Consider the following 23780-nt stretch of genomic DNA (forward strand, 5'->3'; position numbering starts at 1 on the left):
GCCATGCCGGAACTTGAAAAACACGCCTTCAAGATGAAACTCTTTGCCGGAAAAGAGGCCGAATATAAAAAGCGACATGACGAGATATGGCCCGAACTGGTGGCGCTGCTGCGCGACGCGGGTGTGAGCGATTACTCCATCCATCTCGACCCGGAAACTAACATCCTGTTCGGCGTGTTGACGCGCCCGAAGAACCACGGCATGGGGGCACTGCCCGATCATCCCGTGATGAAGAAGTGGTGGGCGCATATGGCCGATATCATGGAGAGCAATGCCGATCATTCGCCGGTCGCAAAAGATCTGGTGACGGTGTTCCATCTGCCATGAGCGAGAGCATCAAACCGGGCCGCGTCGCGGTCATCGATATCGGCAAGACCAATGCCAAGGTCGTCGTCATCGATACCGGCAGCGGCGAGGAGATTGCCGCGGAGAAACAGGCGAACCCCGTCCTTCGCGATGGAATTTATCCGCATTACGATGTGGAGATGCTTTGGCGCTTCGTTCTCTCCGCGCTTCAGCGTTTCGGCCAGAAGCCCGGTTTCGATGCGATTTCGATCACCACCCATGGCGCTTCTGCAGCGCTTCTAGATGCGAACGGCGATCTCGCCATGCCGGTGCTCGATTATGAACACGGCTATCCCGCCGCCATCGAAGAAGCCTATCGCGGCATCAGGCCCGATTTTGCCGAGACCGGCTCACCGCAGCTTCCCGTCGGGTTGAACCTCGGCGCGCAAATCCATTTCCAGAAAACGGCCTTTCCGGACGATTTCTCCAGAGTGCGCAGCATCGTCACCTATGCGCAATATTGGGCGGGACGGCTGACGGGCATTCAGGCCACGGAAACGACCTCGCTTGGCTGCCATACGGATCTCTGGAACCCGCGGCGGAAGAGTTTCTCCTCGCTCGTCGCGCGTCTCGGTATCGAACATTTGATGGCGCCGGTCCGCTCCGCTTTCGATGTGCTGGGAACAATTCGCCCATCGCTGGCGCTGGAAACCGGTCTTTCGCCGCATATGCCGGTCTATTGTGGCATCCACGATTCCAACGCATCCCTCCTGCCGCATCTTCTGCGCCGGGACGGAGATTTTTCGGTCGTCTCCACCGGCACCTGGGTGGTGAATTTCGCCATCGGCGGCGCGGCGGGCTCGCTCGATCCCACCCGGGACACACTCCTGAATGTCGACGCTTTCGGCCGTCCCGTTCCCTCGTCCCGCTTCATGGGCGGCAGGGAGTACGAAATGCTGGCGCAGCAATTCGGGGCCGTGAAAGACGAAGCGATGGACGCGGCTCTCGGCGGCGTGATTGCCAATGGCATGATGCTGCTGCCGAGCGTCGTCAGCGGCTCCGGCCCATTTCCGGACAAGGCGGCGCGCTGGATCGGCGAAGCCACGGCCACGGCCGCGGAACGGCACGCAGCGGCGTCGCTTTATCTCGCCTTGATGACGGAATGCAGCCTCTCGCTCATCGGGCGGAAAGGTCCGATCCTTGTGGAAGGCCCCTTCGCCAGCAACACCCTTTATCTGAAGGCGCTGGCCGGCTTTGCAGAGACCGAAGTAACGGCGGTCGAAGGGTCGACGGGCACCAGCGCCGGTGCGGCCCTGCTCACCGGCATCAAGCCGCTTGCCGGTCGCGAGCGCCATTTCACGCCACACGACATTCCCGGCCTCGCCTCTTACCGCAATGCCTGGCGAGGCCACATGGCTTGATGCGAAACGCAAAATGCGGCCGAACGCTCGGCCGCATTTTGATTTTGCAGAAGGATCAGCCCTTGATGAAGGCCAGAAGATCGGCGTTCAGCACATCAGCATTGACGGTGAGCATACCGTGCGAGAAGCCGGGATAGGTCTTCAGCGTGCCGTTTTTCAACAGCTTAACCGATTTCAGCGCTGAGTCGGCAATCGGCACGATCTGGTCGTCTTCGCCATGCAGCACCAGCGTCGGAACGCTGATATTCTTCAGGTCTTCGGTCTGGTCGGTTTCCGAGAAGGCCTTAATGCCGTCATAATGGGCCTTTGCGCCGCCCATCATGCCCTGACGCCACCAGTTCTGGATAACGCCTTCATGAACGGTCGCGCCATCGCGGTTGAAGCCATAGAACGGGCCGGCCGGCACATCGCGGAAGAACTGCGCACGGTTTGCGGCGAGCGAAGAGCGGAAGCCGTCAAAAACCTCCATCGGCAGACCTTCCGGATTGGCCGCGGTCTTGAGCATCAGCGGCGGCACGGCGGAAACGAGAACCGCCTTGGCGACACGGCCGGCGGGTTCGCCATGTTTTGCGACATAACGGGCGACTTCGCCGCCACCGGTGGAATGGCCGATATGGACGGCGTTCTTCAGGTCGAGGGCCTCAACGACGGCAAAGGCGTCGGCGGCGTAGTGATCCATGTCATGACCGTCGGCAACCTGGGCGGAACGGCCATGGCCACGGCGGTCATGGGCGACGACGCGAAAACCCTTGGAAACGAAGAACAGCATCTGCGCATCCCAGTCATCGGACGAGAGCGGCCAGCCATGGTGGAACATGATCGGCTGGGCATCTTTCGGGCCCCAGTCCTTGTAGAAGATTTCGGTTCCGTCTGTCGTCTTAACAAAGCCCATGATCGTTACTCCTTCGGTTGCGTTGGCATCTGCGGCACAGCCTGTTGTGCGCCGGTTTGATGGAGGGATGATGACGCAGGATAACGGTTGCAACAATTGCAACAATAATTGGGAATGAATTGCCGTTTATGAAATTATCTTGTCGACCCTCATACCATTGCGGCACACGTGTCGACCCGCTCCGCGCCCTCATACAAGTGTGAGAACGGGGATCACCGGCGGAGGGTTCCGTGAATTCGACGCGGCCTCAGTCTACCTCGGGATCGTATTCCCTCGGGCTCTCGTCCTTCGAGAACAGGACACAGGGCCCGCGTGAACCGCGAGGATCATAGGCATATCCCTTGGCGGTCAGCGCCTGCATGATATCGCGAACCCCGGCGAGACCGTAAAGATGGTCATGCAGCTCCACGAATATCCGCTCCACCCCGGTCAGATCGGCCCTGCCGAGCAGATCGCGTTCCGCACCCTCGATATCCATCACGAGCGCGGTGATGCCCCGGCTGGCGATAAATTCATCGATATTGGCGGAAGAAATTTCGATGCGTTTTTCATAGGGGCCCTGATTTTCGTCCATGGACGACATCCAGAGATCCCTGCGGACGTAAAAAGGATAGGAGCTCGGCTCATCGGCGGTGAGAAGCCCCTGCGAAAACACGACATTGCCGCGGCAATTGGCCTTGATCACCCGCTCTGCCAGCGCCGCGGTGGAGGGGTTGGCCTCGAAAGCCCAGACGGAAACATCCTCGATGCCGGCGATGATCGAGGTGATGATCCCGATACCGGAGCCCAGCTCCAGTACGCGATCGCCGGGCTTGATGGCTTTCAGGACGCTGCGGGCCTCTTTCGCCTCATAGCTGCCGTCGGTCAGCGCCTGCCAGATGACCGGCGACACCTCATCGGAAGAGAGGGGAAGGGCAACTCCATGCACGTCCAGTATTTCCATGTCTCAAGCCTTTTCGCAAAACCCGGCCGCTTTGTCGCAATGATCCCATATCGACCGGGAATGCTCTACAGCATCGTTGCGGCAACCGGTATCGGTTTTCGCAAGCAACGCTATGACGTGGTAAAAAATTCAAGATACGGTCGGCGCCAAAACAGGCGCGTCTCAGACGGAACTCCAGGCCACAAGCTCCTTGGCCGGCAACGGTCTGCTGATCAGATATCCCTGAACCTGATCGCAGCCCAGACGCCTGACGCATTCATATTGCTCTTCCGTCTCGATACCTTCCGCAATCGTCGTCATCCGCAGACTGCGGCCGACACCAACCACGAATTCCACGATCGCCAGCGCGTCGCGGTCGCTGGTGATATCGCGCAGGAACGAGCGGTCGATCTTGATCTTGTCGAAGGGCACGCCGCGCAAATTGGCGAGCGATGAGTAACCTGTCCCGAAATCATCCATGGCGATCTGAATGCCGACGGCCTTCAGGCGCGACAGCGTGTTGATCGTCTGGTCGCTCTTGTTGAGCAGGATCGATTCGGTGATTTCAAGCTCGAGCCGGCTCGGTTCCAGCCCGCTTTTCTCAAGCGCGCCCATGACGTTCTGGATGAGGTTGGTACTGTGGAACTGAACCGGCGACAGATTGACCGCCACCTTCATGTCCTCGTCCCAACCCATCGCCTCGCGGCAGGCGGTCTCCATCACCCATTTTCCGAGCGAATGGATGAGACCGGTTCTTTCCGCAACGGGAATAAACACGCTGGGCGGCACATCGCCCCGTACGGGATGTTTCCAGCGCAGCAACGCCTCGAAGCCGCAAAGCTTGCGTGTCTGGGTCGCCACCTGCGGCTGGTAATAGACTTCCATCTCGTCGTTCTGCAACGCGGTCTGCAGATCGGCCTCGAAGGACTTTTTCTCGGTCAGCTGCTTTTGCATGCGGACCTTGAAAACGCTCGCCCGGCCGGGGCCGATGGCTTTCGCCTCATAAAGCGCCAGATCCGCGCGCTTGAACAATTCATCCGCGTCGACGGCGCCGTGCGATATGGCGATGCCGATGCAGGTGCCGATTTTGACCTCCTGCTCGCCCAGCTGGTAGGTGCGGCTGATCTGGTCGATGAGCTTGGTGGCAAGACGGCGGGCGGCATCCTCGTTCAGATCGTCGGAGACGACGGCAAATTCGTCGCCGCCCAGACGGCAGACCATGTCATAATCGCCGCCGATGCCCGAGAGACGCTGCGCCACGGCCTGAAGCAGCGCATCGCCGGCATCGTGGCCGAGCGTGTCGTTGACGTCCTTGAACCCGTCGAGATCAAGCAGGAGGATGGCTGTCGTTCCCGTCCCGCCGAAGGATCGGCGCAACCTTTCGATCAGTTCCTGCCGGAACAGTGCGCGGTTCGGCAGTCCCGTCAGCGCGTCGTGATAGGCGTCGTGTTCGAGCCGAACATTTTTAGCCTGCAATTCCAGCGTCGCGGCGCGCAGATCGTCCGTCAGGCCGCGCATGCTTTTCTGCGCGCGGTTCAGGAGATCATTCTGGCGAAGCAGCAATATGACAAGCGCGATACCGCACAGGATCAGGCCGCCCGCCAGCGCGGTATAGACGATATGCAGCTTGCGCACATCCTCATGGGCCGTATCGATCAGATTGACGTCATAAGCGACGGAAGACGAGGCAAGCGTCGTCATCGGCGCGTCGAGCGCGCTCATCGTCGCCAGCAGATCCGGAACCTCGGCCGGATCGAGGGTGTTCACCCGCTGCTCGAGACGGGCCAGAACGGCATCGAGGCGGGTTACGAGATCCCGCCACTGCTGTTTTTCATTGATGAAGGCCCCGAGATTGCCCTGCTTCAAAAGCTCAAGGCGGCTCAGCATGATGTCCAGGCGCAGTTGCAGCTCATCCCTGTCGATCCTGCCGGGATTGAGCGCGAACACGGCCAACTTGTTCTGGAGGCGCAGATATTCGGCTACGGTCTGGCTGACGGCCCAGGAATCATTGTAGCGGGCGAATTTCTGCAGAGCGGTCTGCCGCTCGGCAATGACGAAAGCGATATAGCCCGTTGCCAGGACGAAGCAACAGATGATCACCGCCACAAGTTTTCGCAAACGGCACCTTTATTCCACTATCAGTTTGGCAACTTGCCATGCGGACCGCGAATAATACGTCTGCTTCTGCAGCTCCGGATCGCTGTCATAGGGATAGATGACGAACAACGGGCCCTTTTCGCGAACTGTCATGTAATTGCCATCCAGCTTGATCGCCAGGATAACGTTAAATTTCTTAAAATCTTCAATCGGTATCGTGCTGACATAATCGTTGAGAGCGACTGCCGTGACGCTGGTGCCCTTTGCGCCGACGACATCCATCAATTTTGCCAGTGAAACACCATCGAAACGGACGCGGCCATCATGCCAGGGCGTCGTCGTCTCCACCGTCACCATGCCGAGCGCTTCCAGCATGTCACGGTCAAATACCGCGGCACCCTCGCCATTCGTATTGGCGATGTTTCCGGATATGGTTAATATCGGTTTTCCTTGCGGTTTGGCAATTTCGCCGGCTTCGGCACAGGAAAGCCACGCGAGCGACAAGAACGCACTGAGAAGTACCCGGGCGAAACTCATACTTTTTCTCCATCGATAACGTTCAGGTCGAGGGTTTTCACCAACCTTTGAAGGTCAAGGGAACCGACGCTAGCAATATATATCAGGAATGGATGTTATATCCTTAGTGAGATTTTATCCGTATTTTCTCTAGGTTTTGAGTAAACCCTTTGGATAAGTTTTCCGTCTCATTGTATTTTTTCAGGCCACGCGTCCCATTATGACACAAGCGGCAAGCTGCGGAGACCCCTCCCGATAATTCGTCAGGTGCGACAAAGGCCGAATTGTGGCGAGAGCCTTTCCGTCGTCGCGCAGCTGCATCTGATTCGCCTGCGGCAGCCGGATAAGCGACGCCCCGTCCGCGTGCCGGATTGAAATGACGAATGGCAAATTCCACGTCACGGAAAAATCATGGCGATTGCCGGAGCACACGGTTGAAACGTACCGCCCGGACCTTAATATAAAGGCTGTCGTTTCCGTTTCCGACAATTCCAGAAGCCCCCGTCGGAAATATCCAGACACATGTTCCGCGCAGCGAAAGCCGCGATGCCGGATATCGTCCGGCCAGGAAAATTCTGTTCACGTCTCAGGGCCGGACGGCATTTCGCCGAATTGGCCGCATCATGAAGGTAGCCCCTATGCACACCTATCCCGACATCAAACTTCTCATTGATGGCGAATGGCGAGACGCCGTTTCCGGCAAGACGATCGCCGTGTCCGATCCGGCAACCGACGAGATCATCGGCGCGATTGCGCATGCCGAGAAGGAAGACCTCGATCTGGCGCTTGCCGCCGCCGAGCGCGGTTTCAGGGTGTGGCGCGACACCTCGCCTTTCGAGCGCTCGAAGATCATGCGCAGGGCGGCCGATCTCCTGCGCGAGCGCAAGGACAAGATCGCCTACATCATGACCCGCGAACAGGGCAAGCCGCTGGCGCAATCCGGTACTGAAATCATGGGCGCTGCCGATACCATCGACTGGTTCGCCGAAGAAGCCCGCCGCACCTATGGGCAGGTCATTCCGGCGCGCGCAACCGGCGTTTCGCAGCTTGCCATCAAGCTGCCGGTCGGTCCCGTCGCGGCGTTTACGCCGTGGAACTTCCCGATCAACCAGATCGTCCGCAAGCTTTCCGCAGCGCTTGCCACCGGCTGCTCCATCATCGTCAAGGCCCCGGAAGAAACACCGGCGTCACCGGCTGAACTGATCCGCGCTTTCGTGGATGCCGGCGTACCGGCGGGCGTCATCGGCCTCGTTTACGGCGTTCCATCCGAGATTTCGGAATATCTGATCCCGCATCCGGTCATCCGCAAGATTTCCTTCACCGGCTCCACGCCGATTGGCAAACATCTGGCGGCCTTGGCCGGCAAGCACATGAAGCGCGCCACGATGGAATTGGGCGGCCACGCGCCTGTCATGATCTTTGACGATGCCGATATCGAAAAGGCCATCCAGGTGACCTCGCTTGCCAAGTTCCGCAATGCAGGCCAGGTCTGCGTCGCCCCCACCCGCTTCCTGGTGCAGGACGGCGTGGCGGATCGCTTCCTTGAAGGTTTCGTGGAAGCGACCAAGGCCATCAAGGTCGGCAATGGCCTGGAAGACGATGTCGTAATGGGTCCCCTTGCCAATGAGCGCCGCATTCCCGCACTGGAAGGCCTCATCAACGACGCTGTTTCCCATGGTGCAGACCTGAAAACCGGCGGACGCCGCATCGGCAACAAGGGCAATTTCTTCGAGCCGACGGTTCTCGCCAATGTGCCGACCACCGCCAAAATCATGAATGACGAACCCTTCGGCCCGGTCGCCATCATCAATCGCTTCTCGAGCTTCGATGACGCCATCACCGAGGCGAACCGCCTGCCCTTCGGCCTTGCATCCTATGCCTTCACCGGCTCGGTCAAGACCGCGCATGCACTCGGCCAGCAGGTCGAGGCCGGCATGCTGACCATCAACCACAACGGCCTTGCGCTTCCGGAAGTCCCCTTCGGCGGCATCAAGGATTCCGGTTATGGCACGGAAGGCGGCTCGGAAGCGGTTCAGGCCTATCTGGAGACCAAATTCGTCAGCCAGATGAGCTGACGCTTTTTTGGCGAACCCGGAGCATCCGCACCTTCGTCACCCCGGCCTCGAGCCGGGGTCCAGCCAGCACAAGTCCCTGGGCTGAAAAGACTCTATTCGCCGCGCAGACGCGCGTCGGCTGGATGCCGGATCTAGTCCGGCATGACGGAAGAGAGGCCTTATTGATCTGAGAACAGGCAAAATCAGCCACAGCGTTTTTTCGCTGCTCCGGTCCTGCTTGCTTTCGTCTGCATCATCCCCTAAAAGAACAAAAAGTGAACCTTGAGGGGCGATATGAGCGACGCGGCGGCACCGGCACTGAAGGAAATCTTCAACCGCGAGAAACTGCGGCATATCGCCGATGAGACGAAGGCCGTTCATCCGCCATTTGACGTTTCCGCCTTCATGGCGCTCGCCACCGAAAACCTTGAAGTGCTGGGCATCATGCAGCGCATGCGACAGGTGGCGACGAGCCTGCATGCGACACTTCCCGGCGACTATGCCCGCAATATCGAAATCCTGACCGCCGCAGCGCCGGGCATCGGCAACGGTTTCGCCTCCATTTCGCTGCCGGAATATGTGGCGCTCTACGGCTTCGACGATTTCGATCTTTCCATGGAAGCGCTGCATTATTTCACCCGCTTCGGCTCCTCTGAATTTGCCATCCGTCATTTTCTGCAAAAGGACTTAGGCGCCACCCTCGGCGTGATGGAAACGTGGTCGCGGCACGCGAATGAACATGTGCGGCGGCTGGCGAGCGAAGGCTGCCGGCCGCGTCTGCCATGGTCGTTCCAGCTCAAACCCCTGATCGACGATCCCTCGCCGGTCACCGCAATCCTCGACGCCATGAAAGCCGACGAGGCGCTTTATGTGCGCAAATCCGTCGCCAATCATCTGAACGACATCACCAAGGACAATCCAGCTTTCGTGCTGGCGCTGATCGATACATGGCCAAAGGACAATCCGCATACACGCTGGATCACGCGGCAGGCCCTGCGCACATTGATCAAGAAGGGCGATGCGGCGGCGCTTGCCCATCTCGGCGCACATGAGGAAGCGGAAATTTCCCTTACGGCATTTCAGGTTACGCCGGACAAGGTTGCGCTCGGCAATCCGGTGCGGATTGCAACCTCTTTCACCTCGACGGCGAAACGGCCGCAGAAACTGGTGATCGACTACGCCGTGCACTACGTGAAGAAGAGCGGCGACGCCTCTGCGAAAGTCTTCAAGTGGAAAGAGATCGAACTTCAGCCCGGCGAGACATGCGCGCTGTCGATCAGCCGCGCCATACGTGATTTCACCACCCGCAAACACTATCCCGGCCTTCACAGGGTCGACCTGACGATCAACGGCAAGCTTGTGGCTGAAAGCGCCTTCGAGCTTCTGGGCTGATAGCGCCTCACGCCGCCGGGAAAATCTTCGCCCGGCGGATGATGACGGAACCGCGGTCTCCGGCGGCGACATCGTTTTCCGGCGGCACGTCGAATTCCAGAAGGTCGCCGCCATCGGTGCTGGCAATCACCCGGCGCTCGCCCGCACGGTCGAGAACCCGCGCCACAGAAGCCGGAATGCCCTCATGCAGATCTTCCCACTCCAGATCGCCGGGGCGGGCATAGATGTCCACCGCGCCATCGCCTTGAGCATAGGAAAAAGGCAGCTCGTTATCGCCGACATAGACCTTGCCGCCGCGCGCCACGCCGGACACCCGGTTGGCATCGCCCAGAAAGCGCATGACGAAGGCGCTGTTCGGCTGGCGGCAGACCTCCTTCGGCGTGCCCTGCTGTACGATCTCGCCCTGATTGAGAATAACCACACGGTCAGCAAGATCGAGCGCCTCTTCCTGGTCATGCGTCACGAAAATCGTGGTGATGCCGAGCGAATCGTGAATCTCGCGCAGCCAGCGGCGCAGGTCGCGGCGCACATTGGCGTCCAGCGCCCCAAAGGGCTCATCGAGCAGAAGCACCTTAGGATCGACCGAAAGCGCACGCGCCAGCGCCACGCGCTGCCGCTGGCCGCCGGAAATCTGCGCCGGGAAACGGTCGCCCAGGCCATCGAGCTTCACCAGCCGCAGAAGCTCTTCGACGCGGGCATCGATTGCCGCCTTGTCCCGCTTCACCTTCGAGACCTTCATGCCGAAAGCGATGTTTTGATGCAGGGTCATATGCGGAAAGAGCGCGTAGTGCTGGAATACGAAACCGACGCCACGATCCCGCACCGGAATATTGGTGGCGTCCTCGTCGCCGAAAAAGATCCGGCCGCCATCGCTATATTCGAGGCCGGCGACCATGCGCAAAATTGTGGTCTTGCCGGAACCTGAGGGACCGAGCAGCGCCAGAAGCTCGCCGCTTTCGATATCCAGCGAAACATCGCGCACGGCGCGGAAGGTATCGAAGGTCTTCACCACATTTTCGAGGCGGATTTTCATGGGAATCAGGTCTCCGTGGCGATGGCGGCATCGCCGTTGGTCTTCTTGGCCCCGCGCCCGGCGCCGCGTCGTTCCAGCGCCACCTTGGCGATGATGGTGACGACGGCGAGGGTGGCGAGGATCGAGGCCGAGGCAAAAGCGCCGGCCGTCTGGTAGTCGTGGTAAAGCAGCTCGATATGCAGCGGCAGCGTATTGGTCTGGCCGCGAATATTGCCCGATACGACCGATACCGCGCCGAATTCACCCATCACGCGGGCGTTGCACAGCACGACGCCGTAAAGCAGCGCCCATTTGATATTCGGCAAGGTGACCGAAAAGAAGGTGCGCCAGCCGGAGGCGCCAAGCGACGTCGCCGCCTCTTCCAGATCGCGGCCCTGCGCCTGCATCAGCGGGATAAGTTCCCGCGCCACGAAAGGTGCCGTGACGAACATCGAGGCGATGACGATGCCGGGCAGCGCAAAAAGTATCTTGATGTCATGTGCATCGAGGAACGGGCCGAAAAGCCCCTGCAGGCCGTAAACGAAAAGATAGGCGACACCCGCGACGATGGGCGAGATGGAAAAGGGTATCTCGATCAGCACCAGCAGGAACCGTCGACCGGGGAAATCGAACTTGGTGATCGCCCATGCGGCCGCAACACCGAAGGCCGTATTGACCGGCACGGCGATCAGCGCCGTCAGCACCGTCAGCATGATGGCGTGGCGGGTATCGGGATGGGTGATGGTGGCCGTATAGGCCTTCCAGCCCTGCGAAAACGCCTCGACGCCGATGATGATAAGCGGCGCCAGGACCAAAATGGCGCCGATGACCAGCACAAAAGAAATCAGGCTGCGGCGAACGAGAGGGGAGTCGCCGACGCGTGGCGGTTTGCGATGTGAAGAAACGGCGCTCATCTGTCAGCCCCTCACCGTATAACGAAGCGCGCGCGCCTGCAGATAATTGGTCACCGCCAGCATCACGAAGGCGGTGATGAGCAGCACGGAGGCGATGGCGGCCGCCGCCTGATAATCATATTCCTCCAGCCGGATGAAGATGAGCAGCGCCGTGATTTCCGTCGAAAACGGCTGATTGCCAGCGATGAAGATGATCGCCCCGAATTCGCCGAGGCTGCGGGCGAAGGACAGCGACAGACCGGCGAGCAACGCTGGCGTCAACAGCGGCAGGATGATCTTGCGGAAAATTTCGAGATCGGAACCGCCGAGCGATTGCGCCGCTTCCTCAAGCGCCGGATCGAGGTCTTCCAGCACCGGCTGCACGGTGCGCACGATGAAGGGCAGGCTGGTAAAGGCCATCGCCACCATGATGCCAAGCGGCGTATAGGCCACCTTGATGCCGAATTGTGAAAGCACCGAGCCGAACCAGCCATTACCTGCGAACAGTGTCGTCAGCGCAATGCCGGCAACGGCGGTCGGAAGCGCAAAAGGCAGATCGACGATGGCGTCGACGATGCGCCAGCCGGGAAAGCGGTAACGCGTCAGCACCCAGGCGAGCGCCAGCCCGAAAATGACGTTGAACAGCGTGGCGGCGAGCGCGCAGAGCACGGTAACACGATAACTGGCCACGGCGCGCGGCGACGAGATGATTGACCAATATTCGGCAGGGCCGAGGCTTGCCGCCTTGAACACCAATGCCGAGAGCGGCAGAAGCACGATGATGGCAACGTAAGTCAGGGTAACGCCAAGGGACAATTTCAGCCCCGGCAGAACATTCCGCTTCAAACCCCGCCCCCCATTCATCAAAAAGCGACCCGGCGGTTTCCCGCCGGGTCTTTTACCTGTTGCGTATCGCTGTGATTAACGGCTGCCGTAAAGCGTATCAAGCGTCGCGCCGGATGCAAAATGCTCTTTCTGGATTTTATCCCAGCCGCCGAAGACCTCCTCGACGTTGACGAGGCGAATGGCCGGGAACTTGTCCTTGAATTCGCCGACGACCTTTTCATTGTGGACGCGGTGGCCGAATTCGGCGGCGATGCGCTGGCCTTCCTCGGTATAGAGGAAGTCGAGATAGCTCTTCGCCAGATCGCGCGAGCCACGCTTGTCGACGACCTTGTCCACCACGGCGACCGGGAATTCGGCCAGCAGGCTGACGGAGGGCACGACGCCTTCCACCTTGTCTGCGCCATATTGCTTGGCGATGCCGCGGGTCTCGGCTTCGAAGGTGATCAGCACGTCGCCGATTTCACGCTCAACGAAGGTGGTGGTGGCGGCGCGGCCTCCCGTGTCGAACACCGGCGTATTGTCGAAGATTTTCTTGACGAATGCCTGAACCTTCGCGTCGTCGCCGTTGAACTTCTCCTTGGCGTAAGCCGTGGCGGCGAGATAGGTGTAACGGGCGTTACCCGAGGTCTTCGGATTGGGGAAGACGATCTTCACATCGTCGCGGGCAAGATCGTCCCAGTCCTTGATACCCTTGGGATTACCGGCTCGCACAAGGAATGACGGGAAGGAATAGAAGGGCGATGCGTCGTTCGCAAAATCCTTCTTCCAGTCGGCGGAAACGAAGCCCTGCTTCACCAGAAAATCGACATCGGTGACCTGATTGAAGGTGACGACATCGGCTTCCAGACCTTCGACGATGGCGCGCGCCTGCTTGGAGGTGCCGGCATGCGACTGGTCGACGGTGATGCCCGGATGCAGCTTGATGAACGCCTCGTTCTCGGCCGCGAAAACTTCGCGGGCGACATCGTAGGATGCGTTGAGAATGGTGGTCGGAGACTGCGCCTGCGCCGCACCTGCAAAAAGAGCGGCAATGGCAGTACCGATAATGAGAAGACGTTTCATGAATACCCCCGGCAATTCGAATGGTGCTCAACATAGCGGGCGGCGGCAACGCCCGCGAGAAACAGCCATGCTTTCCGGGCGCGCGGATTGGAAATTTCACCCAAAGAATATCGACTCCAAAGGCGATGATTTCATATACGGCAAGAAGCCGGATTTCTTTTGCGCCGACCTAAAGACGATGATCGGGAAACAGATTGCCGGAATGTGCGGCAAAATAAGGCGCAATGTGCTCCTCCCTCACCTCCTCCAGCCGTGCCGGTTGCCAGCGGGGATTGCGATCCTTGTCGACCAGCGCAGCACGCACACCTTCGTAAAAATCATGCTGGCGCAATATTTCCGTGCCGGCGGCAAATTCCCGCTCCAGGCATTCGATGAGGCTCGCGCTTTCCCGGCCGAGACGCAGCAGCTTCAGGGTCAGTTTCAGACTGGTGGGGGAGCGTTTTTGCAGGACCTCGAGGGTTTCGCGCGAAAACGCATCCTGGCGCGCCGAAAGTGCCTCAAAAATCTCCTCGACAATGTCGAAACGGAATGTCGCGTCGATGATCTCCCGATTTATGGATAAAACGCCTTCACCGGCCTCGTCGGCGCGCGCCGCGATCGCCGTCTCGATACTGTCTGTATCCGCGGCTTGCGACAGGTCTTGGATCAACCCGTCGAGACGGTCCGAAGGAACAAGATAATCGGCAAAACCGGCATAGATGGCATCGGCAGCGGTCACGGCATTGCCCGTCAACCCCAGCCAGGTGCCGCATTCGCCCGGCGCCCTTGGCAAAAGCCAGGAGCCGCCGACATCCGGGACGTAACCGATGCCGGTTTCCGGCATGGCGAGTTTTGTGCGTTCCGTGACGATGCGGTGGCTGCCATGGGCTGAAATGCCGACACCGCCGCCCATGACGATGCCGTCCATCAGAGCAATGTAGGGTTTGCCGAAGCGGGCGATGCGATAATTGAGCGGAAATTCTTCCCGCCAGAAATCAAGCACCTGCGGATCGCCCGCCTTGCCGAGATCGTGAATGATGCGGACATCGCCCCCGGCGCAAAGCCCCCTGTCGCCTTCCCCTGTAAGGACCACACAGGAAATATCGGCATCCTCTTCGAAACGCTGAAGCGCCTGAAACAGGTCGCGCACCATCGGCAAGGTCAGGCTGTTGATGGCCTTCGGGCGGTTGAGGCGAATGACGCCTGCCCCTCCCCGTTTTTCGACGATGACCTGCGCATCCGCTTCCGTTCTCTGTTCCAAGACTGCCTCCTCCGCTGCCCATTCACCCGGCCATCTTGGCGGGCCGGGCGCGATCACGCAACGTTGATCTTGTTCTGCGGGAACGTCTTTCGCTCAAACCGCTTTAACGGGCAGAAAATGCCGGAAATCCGTTTTCGCAATGCAGCATGTTTGCTTGACGCCCGGAAAATCATGGCATGTAATGGGTTCTGGAAATGCCGGCATTGATTCCTGTCGAGCGTGTGCCGGACCAAAGCGGAATGTCGCCTTCTCATAGGCGCTGTAAACAGCAACGGGAGACGAGCATGCAGGTTTCGGAACACGAATGGATCAGTAAACGGGCATATACACTCTGGGAAAAGGAAGGCCACCCCCATGGGCGCGACGCGCACCATTGGGAACAGGCCAAGCATGAATTTTCGCTGCTGAAGACATCGGAAGCGACGAAACCCGCAACGCGCAAGAAGGCCGCTCCCAAGGCCGCCGCTGTGGAAGCCGCACCGGATGCGCAAGCCCCGGCAAAACCCAAGGCCCGTGCCCGCAAGGCTGCCGCCGCGAAATAACGGCTCGTAAAGCTCAACTGAAGCCATAAAAGAAAAAGCCCGACGATCATGCCGGGCTTTGTCTGTTTAGAGCGGGTCACAACCCGGATCGCCGATCCGGCAGCCATCGCGGAAATTTTCCCCGGCAGGCGCACGGCGCGTGTCATCCCACTGGCGACGCTCTGGGCGACGCTGGCCTTCATCCTGGTTCTGCTGGCCATTGCGGTCGCGGTTTTCATCTTCCCAGCGGCGGCGGTCGTCGTCGCGACGCGGCCTGTCCTGATTTCTATCACCCTGGTTCCAGTCGCCGTAGCGACGTTCCCAGCGTCCGTCATTCGGGCCGCCCTGGCGGGGATCACGCCACTCGTCGCGGCGACCATCACGCCAGTCGTCCGGGCGTCCGTCACGCCACTCGTCACGCGGACGCGGACGGTCCCATCCGGCGCTCGGAGGCGGGGCGTTCCAGTACCCGCCGGACGGTGGCGGACGGCGCCAGCGGTCGCGCTCGCGGTAGAAGTCGCGGTCACGATAATAGCGGTCCCAATAACGGCCGACTTCGAAGGTGATCACCGGCACGCCGAGATCGCGGTAGTAACGCGGTTCGACATAGACCCGGTTCTGCCGGTAGGTCGTGGCGATATAACGCCCGGCTACCCAGCCCCGACCGCCCACGAAGGAAACATCGCACCACGGCGTATCAGAAAGGCAACCGTGCACGGTGAGCGGCGCACCATTCGGAATAACCACGACGGCCGGATAAGCCGTGCTCGGGCCGGAGCGCATATTCACATTCGCCGTGGCGAAACCCCGCGTCGCAGCTTCGGCAAGTGCCGGCGCGGCGAGCATGGCCACCAGCGCAATTGCGCCAAATAGTTTTTTCTTCACTTCTTTCTCCTCAAGCAAAGGCCCGCTTTGCCCTTGTCGGCATCCACCCTGTTCGATGGACCAGTATGCGTTCGCATACTGCCACGACCGAAAAATACGCGGTTCTGCATGAACGCAGCATGAAACAAATGAGGCATCCAATCAGTTCCACCTGCGGCAATCAGCGCCCGATAAATCGCCGCCGGAGTGGACCGCCGGTCTTGACTTCGGGGGGCAATCATCCGACTTCAATGCAACAGCAATATGGAGCAGAACCATGAGCGAAACCGCACAGACGACCGTCGACCAGAGCGAAGTGGATCGCTTCTCCGCGATGGCTGCGGAGTGGTGGAGCCCGACCGGCAAGTTCCGCCCGCTGCACAAGTTCAATCCGGTGCGGCTCGAATATATCCGCAACCGCATCTGCGATAATTTCGGCCGCGACCCAAAGGCGCACCGCCCGCTGGAAGGGCTGCGCATACTGGATATCGGCTGCGGTGGTGGCCTTCTCTCCGAACCCGTTGCACGCATGGGCGCGGATGTGGTGGGCGCCGATCCCTCGGAAAAGAATATCGGCATTGCCTCCACCCATGCCCGCGAAAGCGGGGTGAGCGTCGATTACCGCGCCGTGACTGCCGAACAGTTGCAGGAAGCCGGCGAAACCTTCGACGTCATCCTCAACATGGAGGTGGTCGAGCATGTGGCCAATGTCGATCTCTTCGTCACCACCTGCGCGAAAATGGTGCGCCCCGGCGGCCTGATGTTCGCCGCCACCATCAACCGCACGCTCAAAGCCCGGGCACTGGCGATCTTCGCTGCCGAAAACGTGCTGCGCTGGCTGCCGCGCGGCACGCACCAGTATGAAAAGCTCGTTCGCCCGGAAGAGCTCGAGCGGCCGATGGTGGCGAGCGGCATGGATATCGTCCACCGCACCGGCGTCTTCTACAACGTGCTGCAGGATCGCTGGAATCTTTCGCCGGATATGGATGTCAACTACATGATGCTGGCGAAGCGGCCGGCGCAGGGGTAACGCCGGGCGCTATTTGCGTGAGGTAGTCCTAAAGAAATTCAGTTGACGTCGTCGGGCAGCACCGGCAGCGGCGCGATCTCGATACCCTCGTCCAGCAGGGCCTTGGCGTCCTGCGCCGAGGCATTGCCGATGATGCCGCGCTCATCCGCTTCGCCATAGTGGATCTTGCGGGCTTCTTCCGGAAATTTATCGCCGACATCTTCCGCATTGGCGCGGATATTGGCAACGGCCTCGCGGATTTTTGCAAGCGCCTCTTTTCTGGCGGTATCCATGGCCAGCGTCTGGCGTTCGTCTTTCTTGCGGGCGGTGGAAACCGAAGGCGCCATCAAAAGCTTGGAGACCTGCACGGAGTTGCAGACCGGACAGGACAGGAAACCGCGCTGCAACTGATCGTCGAAATCGTCGCTGCCGGCAAACCAGCCTTCGAACTCATGGCCCTTTTCACAGGCCAGCGCATAACGGATCACGCCGCTTCACCTCCGGCAGGTTTCAGGGGAATAACCGTATCCAGACCGAACTCGCGGGCATTGCGGAGATTGGGAATTTTTCCGCGTGCGGCAGCCACCAGCGACGTATCGATCTCGGCGAAGATGATCTCTTCGCCAGCGCCGCCGGCAACGGCCAGAACCTTGCCCCATGGGTCGATGATGATGGAATGGCCGAAGGTCTCCCGCCCGTCCTCATGCACGCCTGCCTGCGCGGCGGCGATGACGAAAGCGCCGTTTTCGATGGCGCGGGCACGCAGCAGGATTTCCCAATGCGCCTCCCCCGTCTGTCGGGTGAAAGCCGCCGGAACGGTCAGAACCTCCGCACCTGCCAGCGCTTCCGCGCGGAACAGCTGCGGGAAACGGACGTCATAGCAAATTGCGAAGCCGAATTTCCCCAGCGGAAGTTCGGCGATACGCGCCACTTCGCCGGGTTGATAGGCAGCGCTTTCACGCCAGCTTTCACCATTGTCGAGATCGACATCGAACATATGGATCTTGTCATAGCTGCAGATGCGCGAACCATCCGGCGCGAAAAGAAAACCGCGATTGGCGATCTTGCCATCCGGGCGGGCAATGGCCGTGGAGCCGACATGGACATGAATGCCGAGTTCGCGGGCAAGACGGGCGGCCGTCGCAACGATGATATCGCCATCGTCATCACGCAGTTGCGCACGCAGCGCCTGCCGGTCCTTCTGGATTGCGCCCGTCATTTCCGGGGTCTGCACATAAACGGCGCCCTCGGCCGCAGCCGCACGCACCAGCCGGTCCATATCGGCGGCGTTTCTTGCCGGATCGACGCCGGAGCGCATCTGAATGGCGGCAGCCTTGAAACCCATCACATCCTCCATACCCGCAAGATCGCGGCCGATCAGGCGGCCAGCAGCGCGTCCAGTTTACCGGCGCGCTCCAGCGCGTGCAGATCGTCGCAACCGCCCACGTGCTGGCCGTTGATGAAGATTTGCGGGAACGTCGTTCCGCCGGATTTCTCGATCATTTCCTGCCGGTATTCCGGCGTCGTCGTGGCGTTATATTCGGCATAATCCACGCCCTTGCTGTCCAGCAGCGCCTTGGCGCGCGCGCAATAACCACAAAAATCCCGCGTATAGATCGTCACCGGTGCCATGTTCTCAAAGCCCTCGCAAACGTGCGGTAAAACGCACGATAAAGTCATGTCATTCAGGTTTCATATAGGCCCGGAAATGGCCATTGCAAAGGTCAAAACCGTCACATCCGCGGCACCGGCCCTGCGCAGGGCGCGGCTTGCCGCACTCACCGTCGCGCCGGTGGTATAGACGTCGTCCACCAGCACCACGCGCCTGCCATGAACATCTGTTTCCCGGCCGGGCGCGAGCGCGAAAGCGCCGCGCACATTATCCCGCCGGGCGAGTGCGGAAAGCCCCACCTGCCGCTCTGTCGGCTTCACGCGCAGCAGCGTGCCGGCAAGCAAGGGCTTGCCGGAGGCCCTGGCCAGATGCCGCGCCAGCTCGGCGGATTGATTGAAGCGGCGGCGCAGGAAGCGGTTGCGATGCAATGGAACGGGCACGATGCAATCGCAGGCATCCACCGTTCCGTCGCTTGCCCTCAGCATCCACAGCGCCATCAGGCGGGCGAGATCGATCCGGTCCTGATATTTCAGCCGGTGCACCAGCTTGCGGGCGGTTCCCTCATGGCTTGCGACGGCGCGCAGCCGGTCAAAAGGCGGCGGTTCGGCAATCGCCTGCGCGCTCACGAAACCGTCTCCGTGCTCCCGCGCGAAGGGAATGCCCAGAACCTCGCAAAAAGGGCGATCGATAAAGGCCACATCCCGCCAGCAATCCGCGCATAAGGCGCCCTCGCCGCCGGTCATGCGGGTGCAGCCCGCGCAGGTTGGCGGGTAGACCATGCGGAAGACCGCACGCCACATGTCTCCCGCCGCCGCCGGCACGGCCGCAGACTTAGACAGCAAAACCGAAAACAGACTTTCACCAGCACCCATGAGGTTGACTTTACCGCCGAACGGGTGCCTTTGCGAGAGCGATAGTTCCTTCCCGACACCGGGAAAACGGTGCCCAAAACGGCATGAGACCAACGATACGGCCCGCCGATCCCGAAGGCGTTTGAGGCCGAGCAGGCAAGATGATGGATATTCTCTTTGACCAGGCCCTGATCGAACAAAACCGTCGCCGGGCGTGGAACCGGCGCGACGACAAGGCCCTGTTTCTTCTCGATATGGCGGCCGAAGAGCTGGCCGACAGGCTTGCCATCGTCGAGCGCCAGTTCGAGACAGCAATCGAACTTCACGGCGGCACCGGCGTCACCGCCCGGCGGCTGGCGGAGACCGGCAAGGTGGATACCATTCGCCGTATCGAAACCGAGAGCTGTTTTGCGACGGATGCGAATATTCCCGACGCCGCTTCCATGGAACATCTGCCGCTCGAGGAGGCCTCCGCCAACCTCATCGTTTCACCGCTTGCCCTGCATCTGACCAATGATACGCCCGGCGCGCTGATCCAGATCCGGCGGGCATTGAAACCGGACGGCCTGTTTCTCGGCGCCATTCCCGGCAGCGGCACCCTGCAGGAACTGCGCGACGTGCTGCTGACCGCCGAGGCGGAACTGACCGGAGGCGCCAGCCCGCGCGTCATTCCCTTCGCCGATGTCCGCGATGTCGGCGCGCTTTTGCAGCGCGCCGGCTTTGCGCTCCCCGTGACCGATGCGGAAAGCTACACCGTGCGTTACGATTCAATCTTCCCGCTGATGCGCGATCTGCGCGCCATGGGCATGGCCAATCCGCTGGCAAGCCGCAGCAGAAAGCCGCTCAACCGCGCCTTTTTCCTGCGCGCGGCCGAGCTTTACGCCGAGCGATATTCCGATCCTGACGGGCGGATAAGGGCGACATTTTCCATCATCTATGTATCGGGCTGGGCGCCGCACGAAAGCCAGCAGAAGCCGCTGAAACCCGGCTCCGCCAAGGTGCGGCTTGCCGATGCCTTAAAGACAACCGAGGTGAAGCTGTCCTGAGCGATCAGCCGAAAGGCTTCAACTCGCCAATGTGTCTACGATGAACTGAAACACGGCATTGATATTGCTGCTTATGCTGCCTGCGCCAGCGATGAGGGCGGCGGAAATCAGCCCGGCGATCAAGCCGTATTCAACCGCTGTCGCACCGTCTTCGCTTTTGCAAAAATTGATAAAAAAATGCAGCACAGGATATTCCCCATCCGCCATCCGGTGCGTTGCGACAACCGGCATCTGCCCTGTTGAAATCAACTCTATCGTAGGTCGGCGATGTGAGGAATCCGTTACCTTTGATGGTAAACGATCAGCAACCGCTCTCGTTGCTATAACCCCTGACCACGCAGGGCATTTCCGGCATTGGCTGGGTGATGCTGCGACGGATGGAATAGGTCTTGCCCACATCGGTCTTCTTGATGGAGCCCGTGCTGATCATGTCGTAATTATCGGGAAACTGCGCCACCCGCGTGGAGGATTTTCCGGCAAGCATGGGAGTGACGATGAGTGAGAGCGCGATAACCGCCGTGCCGAAAAGCAGCGCCACATTGAGTACGCCGGTGCGACGGGATTTGTGGGAATACAAGTGACGACCTTCCACCGTCTTCCAGAAATCCTCGTTCATGAGCAACCTCGTCTCGCGCAGTTTACCGCTTCTTTAGCTTAACAATCTGCCAGAGGGTGCTGAACGATCTCTTAACACAGCCCCGTTTTGGCACGGCAAAGCGCTGCAAACGGGGCATTTTCACGAAGCTGTGACGGGATAATACGCGAGGACCTCGGGGGCTTCCCGATTTTATAGCAAATCCTGCAGGAAGGGGATGAGCGGCTCATCGGCCGGCGGCATGGGGTAATCGCGCAATGCCTGCGGCTTCACCCATTTAATCGCCTGCCCTTCCCGGCCGTGTGCAATGCCCTCATAACGGCGGCACACATAAAGCGGCATCAGGAGGTGAAAGGTCTCATAGGTGTGGCTGGCAAATGTCAGCGGTGCGAGGCAAGCGACCTTGGTTTTGATACCCAGCTCCTCGTCCAGTTCACGAACAAGGGTTTCCTCCGGCGTCTCGCCATGCTCCACCTTGCCGCCGGGAAATTCCCACAGGCCCGCAAGCGACTTGCCTTCCGGACGCTGCGCCAGAAGAATGCGGCCATCCTGATCGAGAAGGGCGCAGGCGGCGACCAGCAGGATTTTTTTGCCTGCCTCGCTCATTCGCCGGCTCCCTTGCGCCAGTAACGATAACGATAGGCCTCGGAGAACCCGAATTTTTGATAAAGGGCGATCGCCGGCGCATTGGTGGAAACCACCTGCAGCCAGGCGGTTTTTGCGCCGCTGATTCTTGCCCAGCGCAGTGCCGACGACAAAACCTGCGTGCCGAGGCCCTTTTTACGCTGCGACTTTTCGACATCGAGGGAGATGATGCCGGCAAGATCATTATCCTGCACGCAGATCACGGTCGCGAGCGGATTGCCTTCCACTTCCTCATTGATAAAGAGGCCGAGCGCCGGCTTGATGGAGCTGACGATTTCCGCAATCGCCGGACGGAGCGCCGGATCGCTATCGCTGACCTTGATGCTCGCCTCGACAAAACGGCCGATATCGTGGCTCGGCAAGCTGACCAGCGTTTCGGGCAGCTCCATGCCGGAGAGATCGGCCGTCATGACCGTGACCTCTTCGAACACGGACCAGCCGTCATTCGAGAGAAATTCTCTCAGCTGCGGCGGCATCAGCGTCGTTTCGCGCACCACCAGCGGTCGGCCGAAATCTTCAAAACGCTTGCGCGCCTTTTCCAGCCGCACCGCGCTGTTTCCGTAATCGGACGGGTCGAGCGGCACCACGCAGTTGATGCGCTTGGAGGGGTGCGAGCCCGTCAGGCGGATTTGCCAGCTACCGTCATAAATCACCGACGAGGCAGGCCATGCCCGGAAGCTGACGGCTTCCAGACGGCGAACCAGCGGCAGATTGACGGCCTTATTGTCCTGCATTCTCTTCGGCTCCAACGGTCAGCTCCGATAGTCGCCGTTGATCGCAACATATTCTTTCGTCAGGTCACAGGTCCAGACGGTGGCAGTGCCCTGACCGAGACCGATATCCACCTTTACCGGAATGTCTTCGAGACGCATCACCGCGCTGGTTTCCGCCTCCGAATAATCCGGGTCGCGCTCGCCGTTGACAGCTACGCGCACGCCGCCGAACCAGATGGCGAGGCGGTCACGATCGGCCATTTCGCCGGACTTGCCGACGGCCATGACGACGCGGCCCCAATTGGCGTCTTCGCCGGCAACCGCGGTCTTCACCAGCGGCGAATTGGCGATGGAAAGGGCAATCTTCTTGGCGGCGGCATCGTTTTCCGCGCCGGTGACGGTGACTTCCACCATCTTGCGCGCGCCTTCGCCATCACGAACCACCTGCAGGGCAAGGTCCTTGAGGAGATCGTTCAGCGCGGCGCGGAAGCCGGCAAGGCGCTCGTCGTTGGCGCTCGTTACCTTCACCTGGCCGTCTTCAGCGGCAGCACCTGTCGCAAACAGCATCAACGTATCGGAGGTGGAAGTGTCGCTATCGACCGTCACGGAATTGAATGTCGGGCCAACACCGGCAGACAGCAGCGACTGCAGGGCGGCGGGCTCGATATCCGCATCCGTCACAACGAAAGAGAGCATCGTCGCCATATCCGGCGCAATCATGCCAGCACCCTTGGAAATGCCGTTGATCGTCACGATCACGCCGCCGATCTCGGCGGTGCGGGTCGAAACCTTGGGATAGGTGTCGGTCGTCATGATCGCCTTGGCGGCTTCCTGCCAGAAATCGGCTTCCGCCCTGACATTCATGTCGCCGAGAACGCCGGCAAATTTCGAAGCATCCAGCGGCTCGCCGATCACGCCCGTCGATGCCAGGAAGACCTCGCCCTCGGAGCAACCAACGGCAGCGGCGGCGGATTTCGCCGTCAATTCGGTCGCGGCCTTGCCCTTGACGCCGGTAAAGGCATTGGCATTGCCGGAATTGACCACCACGGCGCGCGCCACGCCGCCGCCCAGATTGGCGCGGCAGAAATCGACCGGGGCGGAAGGGCATTTCGATTTGGTGAAGACGCCGGCGACGCTTGCCGGCTTGTCGAACACCATCAACAGAACGTCGGTGCGGTTCTTGTACTTGATGCCGGCGGCAGCCGTCGCCATGCGAACGCCGCGCAGCGCAGGCATGTCAGGATAGGATTTCGGAGCGAGCGGAGAAACGGCAACGGACATTGGAAGCGCCT

Annotated in this window: 26 protein-coding genes; 7 read left to right on the forward strand and 19 right to left on the reverse strand. The window is 60.3% G+C overall.

Annotation, left to right across the window (positions count from 1 at the left end; all coding sequences use genetic code 11):
- The first annotated feature begins 3 nt into the window (after nucleotides 1-3).
- Both rhaM and AGR7B_RS16835 read left to right on the forward strand, forming a co-directional pair.
- Nucleotides 4-327, forward strand: a complete 324-nt coding sequence (gene rhaM / locus AGR7B_RS16830) for an L-rhamnose mutarotase (protein ID WP_080857389.1) — start codon at nucleotides 4-6, stop codon at nucleotides 325-327.
- Nucleotides 324-1706 carry an FGGY-family carbohydrate kinase gene (locus tag AGR7B_RS16835; protein ID WP_080857390.1) on the forward strand — a complete coding sequence of 461 codons (1383 nt, stop codon included), beginning with the start codon at nucleotides 324-326 and terminating at the stop codon, nucleotides 1704-1706. Before rhaM ends, AGR7B_RS16835 begins: the two co-directional genes overlap by 4 nt.
- Nucleotides 1707-1761: 55 nt before the next feature.
- Here the strand turns inward: AGR7B_RS16835 and AGR7B_RS16840 are convergent, their stop codons facing one another.
- The 4 genes from AGR7B_RS16840 to AGR7B_RS16855 form a co-directional block, all read right to left on the reverse strand.
- Entirely contained in the window at nucleotides 1762-2598 is an 837-nt protein-coding gene (locus tag AGR7B_RS16840) for an alpha/beta fold hydrolase (RefSeq protein ID WP_035262524.1), read from the reverse strand.
- 247 nt (nucleotides 2599-2845) lie between these two features.
- The gene (locus tag AGR7B_RS16845) at nucleotides 2846-3541 is read right to left on the reverse strand and encodes an FkbM family methyltransferase (protein WP_003522567.1); all 696 of its coding nucleotides are present in this window, start codon (nucleotides 3539-3541) and stop codon (nucleotides 2846-2848) included.
- 162 nt (nucleotides 3542-3703) lie between these two features.
- Entirely contained in the window at nucleotides 3704-5626 is a 1923-nt protein-coding gene (locus AGR7B_RS16850) for a putative bifunctional diguanylate cyclase/phosphodiesterase (RefSeq protein ID WP_237680911.1), read from the reverse strand.
- Between the two features lie 21 nt (nucleotides 5627-5647).
- Nucleotides 5648-6154: a putative pterin-binding protein gene (locus AGR7B_RS16855; RefSeq protein WP_003522565.1), complete on the reverse strand. Its 507-nt coding sequence runs from the start codon at nucleotides 6152-6154 to the stop codon at nucleotides 5648-5650.
- Nucleotides 6155-6771: 617 nt separating this feature from the next.
- Here AGR7B_RS16855 and AGR7B_RS16865 point away from each other — a divergent pair.
- Nucleotides 6772-8208, forward strand: a complete 1437-nt coding sequence (locus AGR7B_RS16865; RefSeq protein ID WP_080857391.1) for an NAD-dependent succinate-semialdehyde dehydrogenase — start codon at nucleotides 6772-6774, stop codon at nucleotides 8206-8208.
- Nucleotides 8209-8481: 273 nt separating this feature from the next.
- Nucleotides 8482-9579, forward strand: a complete 1098-nt coding sequence (locus tag AGR7B_RS16870) for a DNA alkylation repair protein (protein ID WP_121490432.1) — start codon at nucleotides 8482-8484, stop codon at nucleotides 9577-9579.
- Nucleotides 9580-9586: 7 nt separating this feature from the next.
- Here AGR7B_RS16870 and AGR7B_RS16875 read toward each other — a convergent pair whose 3' ends face one another.
- From AGR7B_RS16875 to AGR7B_RS16895, 5 genes are all read right to left on the reverse strand, one after another.
- Nucleotides 9587-10612 carry a sulfate/molybdate ABC transporter ATP-binding protein gene (locus AGR7B_RS16875; RefSeq protein ID WP_003522562.1) on the reverse strand — a complete coding sequence of 342 codons (1026 nt, stop codon included), beginning with the start codon at nucleotides 10610-10612 and terminating at the stop codon, nucleotides 9587-9589.
- Between the two features lie 5 nt (nucleotides 10613-10617).
- Nucleotides 10618-11505: a sulfate ABC transporter permease subunit CysW gene (gene cysW, locus AGR7B_RS16880; RefSeq protein WP_080857392.1), complete on the reverse strand. Its 888-nt coding sequence runs from the start codon at nucleotides 11503-11505 to the stop codon at nucleotides 10618-10620.
- Between the two features lie 3 nt (nucleotides 11506-11508).
- Nucleotides 11509-12348: a sulfate ABC transporter permease subunit CysT gene (cysT, locus tag AGR7B_RS16885; protein WP_078053429.1), complete on the reverse strand. Its 840-nt coding sequence runs from the start codon at nucleotides 12346-12348 to the stop codon at nucleotides 11509-11511.
- Nucleotides 12349-12405: 57 nt separating this feature from the next.
- Nucleotides 12406-13392, reverse strand: a complete 987-nt coding sequence (gene cysP / locus AGR7B_RS16890) for a thiosulfate ABC transporter substrate-binding protein CysP (protein WP_080857393.1) — start codon at nucleotides 13390-13392, stop codon at nucleotides 12406-12408.
- A gap of 169 nt (nucleotides 13393-13561) precedes the next feature.
- Nucleotides 13562-14632, reverse strand: a complete 1071-nt coding sequence (locus tag AGR7B_RS16895) for an enoyl-CoA hydratase/isomerase family protein (protein WP_080857394.1) — start codon at nucleotides 14630-14632, stop codon at nucleotides 13562-13564.
- A gap of 284 nt (nucleotides 14633-14916) precedes the next feature.
- On the opposite strand from AGR7B_RS16895, the gene AGR7B_RS16900 reads away from it, so the two are divergent.
- Entirely contained in the window at nucleotides 14917-15174 is a 258-nt protein-coding gene (locus AGR7B_RS16900; protein ID WP_080857395.1) for a DUF2934 domain-containing protein, read from the forward strand.
- Nucleotides 15175-15240: 66 nt separating this feature from the next.
- Here the strand turns inward: AGR7B_RS16900 and AGR7B_RS16905 are convergent, their stop codons facing one another.
- Complete coding sequence (locus tag AGR7B_RS16905; RefSeq protein ID WP_121490452.1) at nucleotides 15241-16038, reverse strand: SH3 domain-containing protein; 798 nt, start codon at nucleotides 16036-16038, stop codon at nucleotides 15241-15243.
- Between the two features lie 256 nt (nucleotides 16039-16294).
- On the opposite strand from AGR7B_RS16905, the gene ubiG reads away from it, so the two are divergent.
- Nucleotides 16295-17047: a bifunctional 2-polyprenyl-6-hydroxyphenol methylase/3-demethylubiquinol 3-O-methyltransferase UbiG gene (ubiG, locus tag AGR7B_RS16910; protein ID WP_080857396.1), complete on the forward strand. Its 753-nt coding sequence runs from the start codon at nucleotides 16295-16297 to the stop codon at nucleotides 17045-17047.
- A 38-nt stretch (nucleotides 17048-17085) separates the two neighbouring features.
- On the opposite strand, the gene AGR7B_RS16915 is transcribed toward ubiG, so the two are convergent.
- From AGR7B_RS16915 to AGR7B_RS16930, 4 genes are read right to left on the reverse strand one after another with little or no spacing between them, the layout of a single operon-like run.
- Nucleotides 17086-17514, reverse strand: coding sequence for a DUF1178 family protein (locus AGR7B_RS16915; RefSeq protein WP_003522554.1), 429 nt, complete (start codon nucleotides 17512-17514; stop codon nucleotides 17086-17088).
- Entirely contained in the window at nucleotides 17511-18371 is an 861-nt protein-coding gene (locus tag AGR7B_RS16920; protein ID WP_080857397.1) for a carbon-nitrogen hydrolase family protein, read from the reverse strand. Before AGR7B_RS16920 ends, AGR7B_RS16915 begins: the two co-directional genes overlap by 4 nt.
- Before the next feature lie 32 nt (nucleotides 18372-18403).
- The gene (grxC, locus tag AGR7B_RS16925; RefSeq protein WP_003522552.1) at nucleotides 18404-18658 is read right to left on the reverse strand and encodes a glutaredoxin 3; all 255 of its coding nucleotides are present in this window, start codon (nucleotides 18656-18658) and stop codon (nucleotides 18404-18406) included.
- Nucleotides 18659-18718: 60 nt separating this feature from the next.
- Nucleotides 18719-19510 (reverse strand): ComF family protein, encoded by a 792-nt coding sequence (locus AGR7B_RS16930; RefSeq protein ID WP_080857398.1) that lies wholly within the window; start codon nucleotides 19508-19510, stop codon nucleotides 18719-18721.
- A gap of 143 nt (nucleotides 19511-19653) precedes the next feature.
- Here AGR7B_RS16930 and AGR7B_RS16935 point away from each other — a divergent pair, with 143 nt between their 5' ends.
- Nucleotides 19654-20535, forward strand: coding sequence for a methyltransferase domain-containing protein (locus AGR7B_RS16935; RefSeq protein ID WP_080857399.1), 882 nt, complete (start codon nucleotides 19654-19656; stop codon nucleotides 20533-20535).
- Nucleotides 20536-20553: 18 nt separating this feature from the next.
- Here the strand turns inward: AGR7B_RS16935 and AGR7B_RS16940 are convergent, their stop codons facing one another.
- From AGR7B_RS16940 to argJ, 5 genes are all read right to left on the reverse strand, one after another.
- A complete protein-coding gene (locus AGR7B_RS16940; RefSeq protein ID WP_078053424.1) occupies nucleotides 20554-20766 on the reverse strand; it encodes a Flp family type IVb pilin in 213 nt (70 codons plus the stop codon).
- Between the two features lie 70 nt (nucleotides 20767-20836).
- Complete coding sequence (locus tag AGR7B_RS16945) at nucleotides 20837-21151, reverse strand: hypothetical protein (RefSeq protein WP_065657104.1); 315 nt, start codon at nucleotides 21149-21151, stop codon at nucleotides 20837-20839.
- Between the two features lie 171 nt (nucleotides 21152-21322).
- Nucleotides 21323-21736 carry an 8-oxo-dGTP diphosphatase MutT gene (gene mutT / locus AGR7B_RS16950; RefSeq protein WP_003522547.1) on the reverse strand — a complete coding sequence of 138 codons (414 nt, stop codon included), beginning with the start codon at nucleotides 21734-21736 and terminating at the stop codon, nucleotides 21323-21325.
- On the reverse strand, nucleotides 21733-22509 hold the full coding sequence (locus tag AGR7B_RS16955; RefSeq protein ID WP_065657103.1) for a GNAT family N-acetyltransferase: 777 nt from the start codon (nucleotides 22507-22509) through the stop codon (nucleotides 21733-21735). Before AGR7B_RS16955 ends, mutT begins: the two co-directional genes overlap by 4 nt.
- An 18-nt stretch (nucleotides 22510-22527) precedes the next feature.
- Nucleotides 22528-23769 (reverse strand): bifunctional glutamate N-acetyltransferase/amino-acid acetyltransferase ArgJ, encoded by a 1242-nt coding sequence (gene argJ, locus AGR7B_RS16960; RefSeq protein ID WP_080857400.1) that lies wholly within the window; start codon nucleotides 23767-23769, stop codon nucleotides 22528-22530.
- Nucleotides 23770-23780: the final 11 nt, after the last annotated feature.

Origin of the sequence: Agrobacterium deltaense RV3 (assembly GCF_900013505.1) — a bacterium.
Classification (GTDB): Bacteria; Pseudomonadota; Alphaproteobacteria; order Rhizobiales; family Rhizobiaceae; genus Agrobacterium; species Agrobacterium leguminum.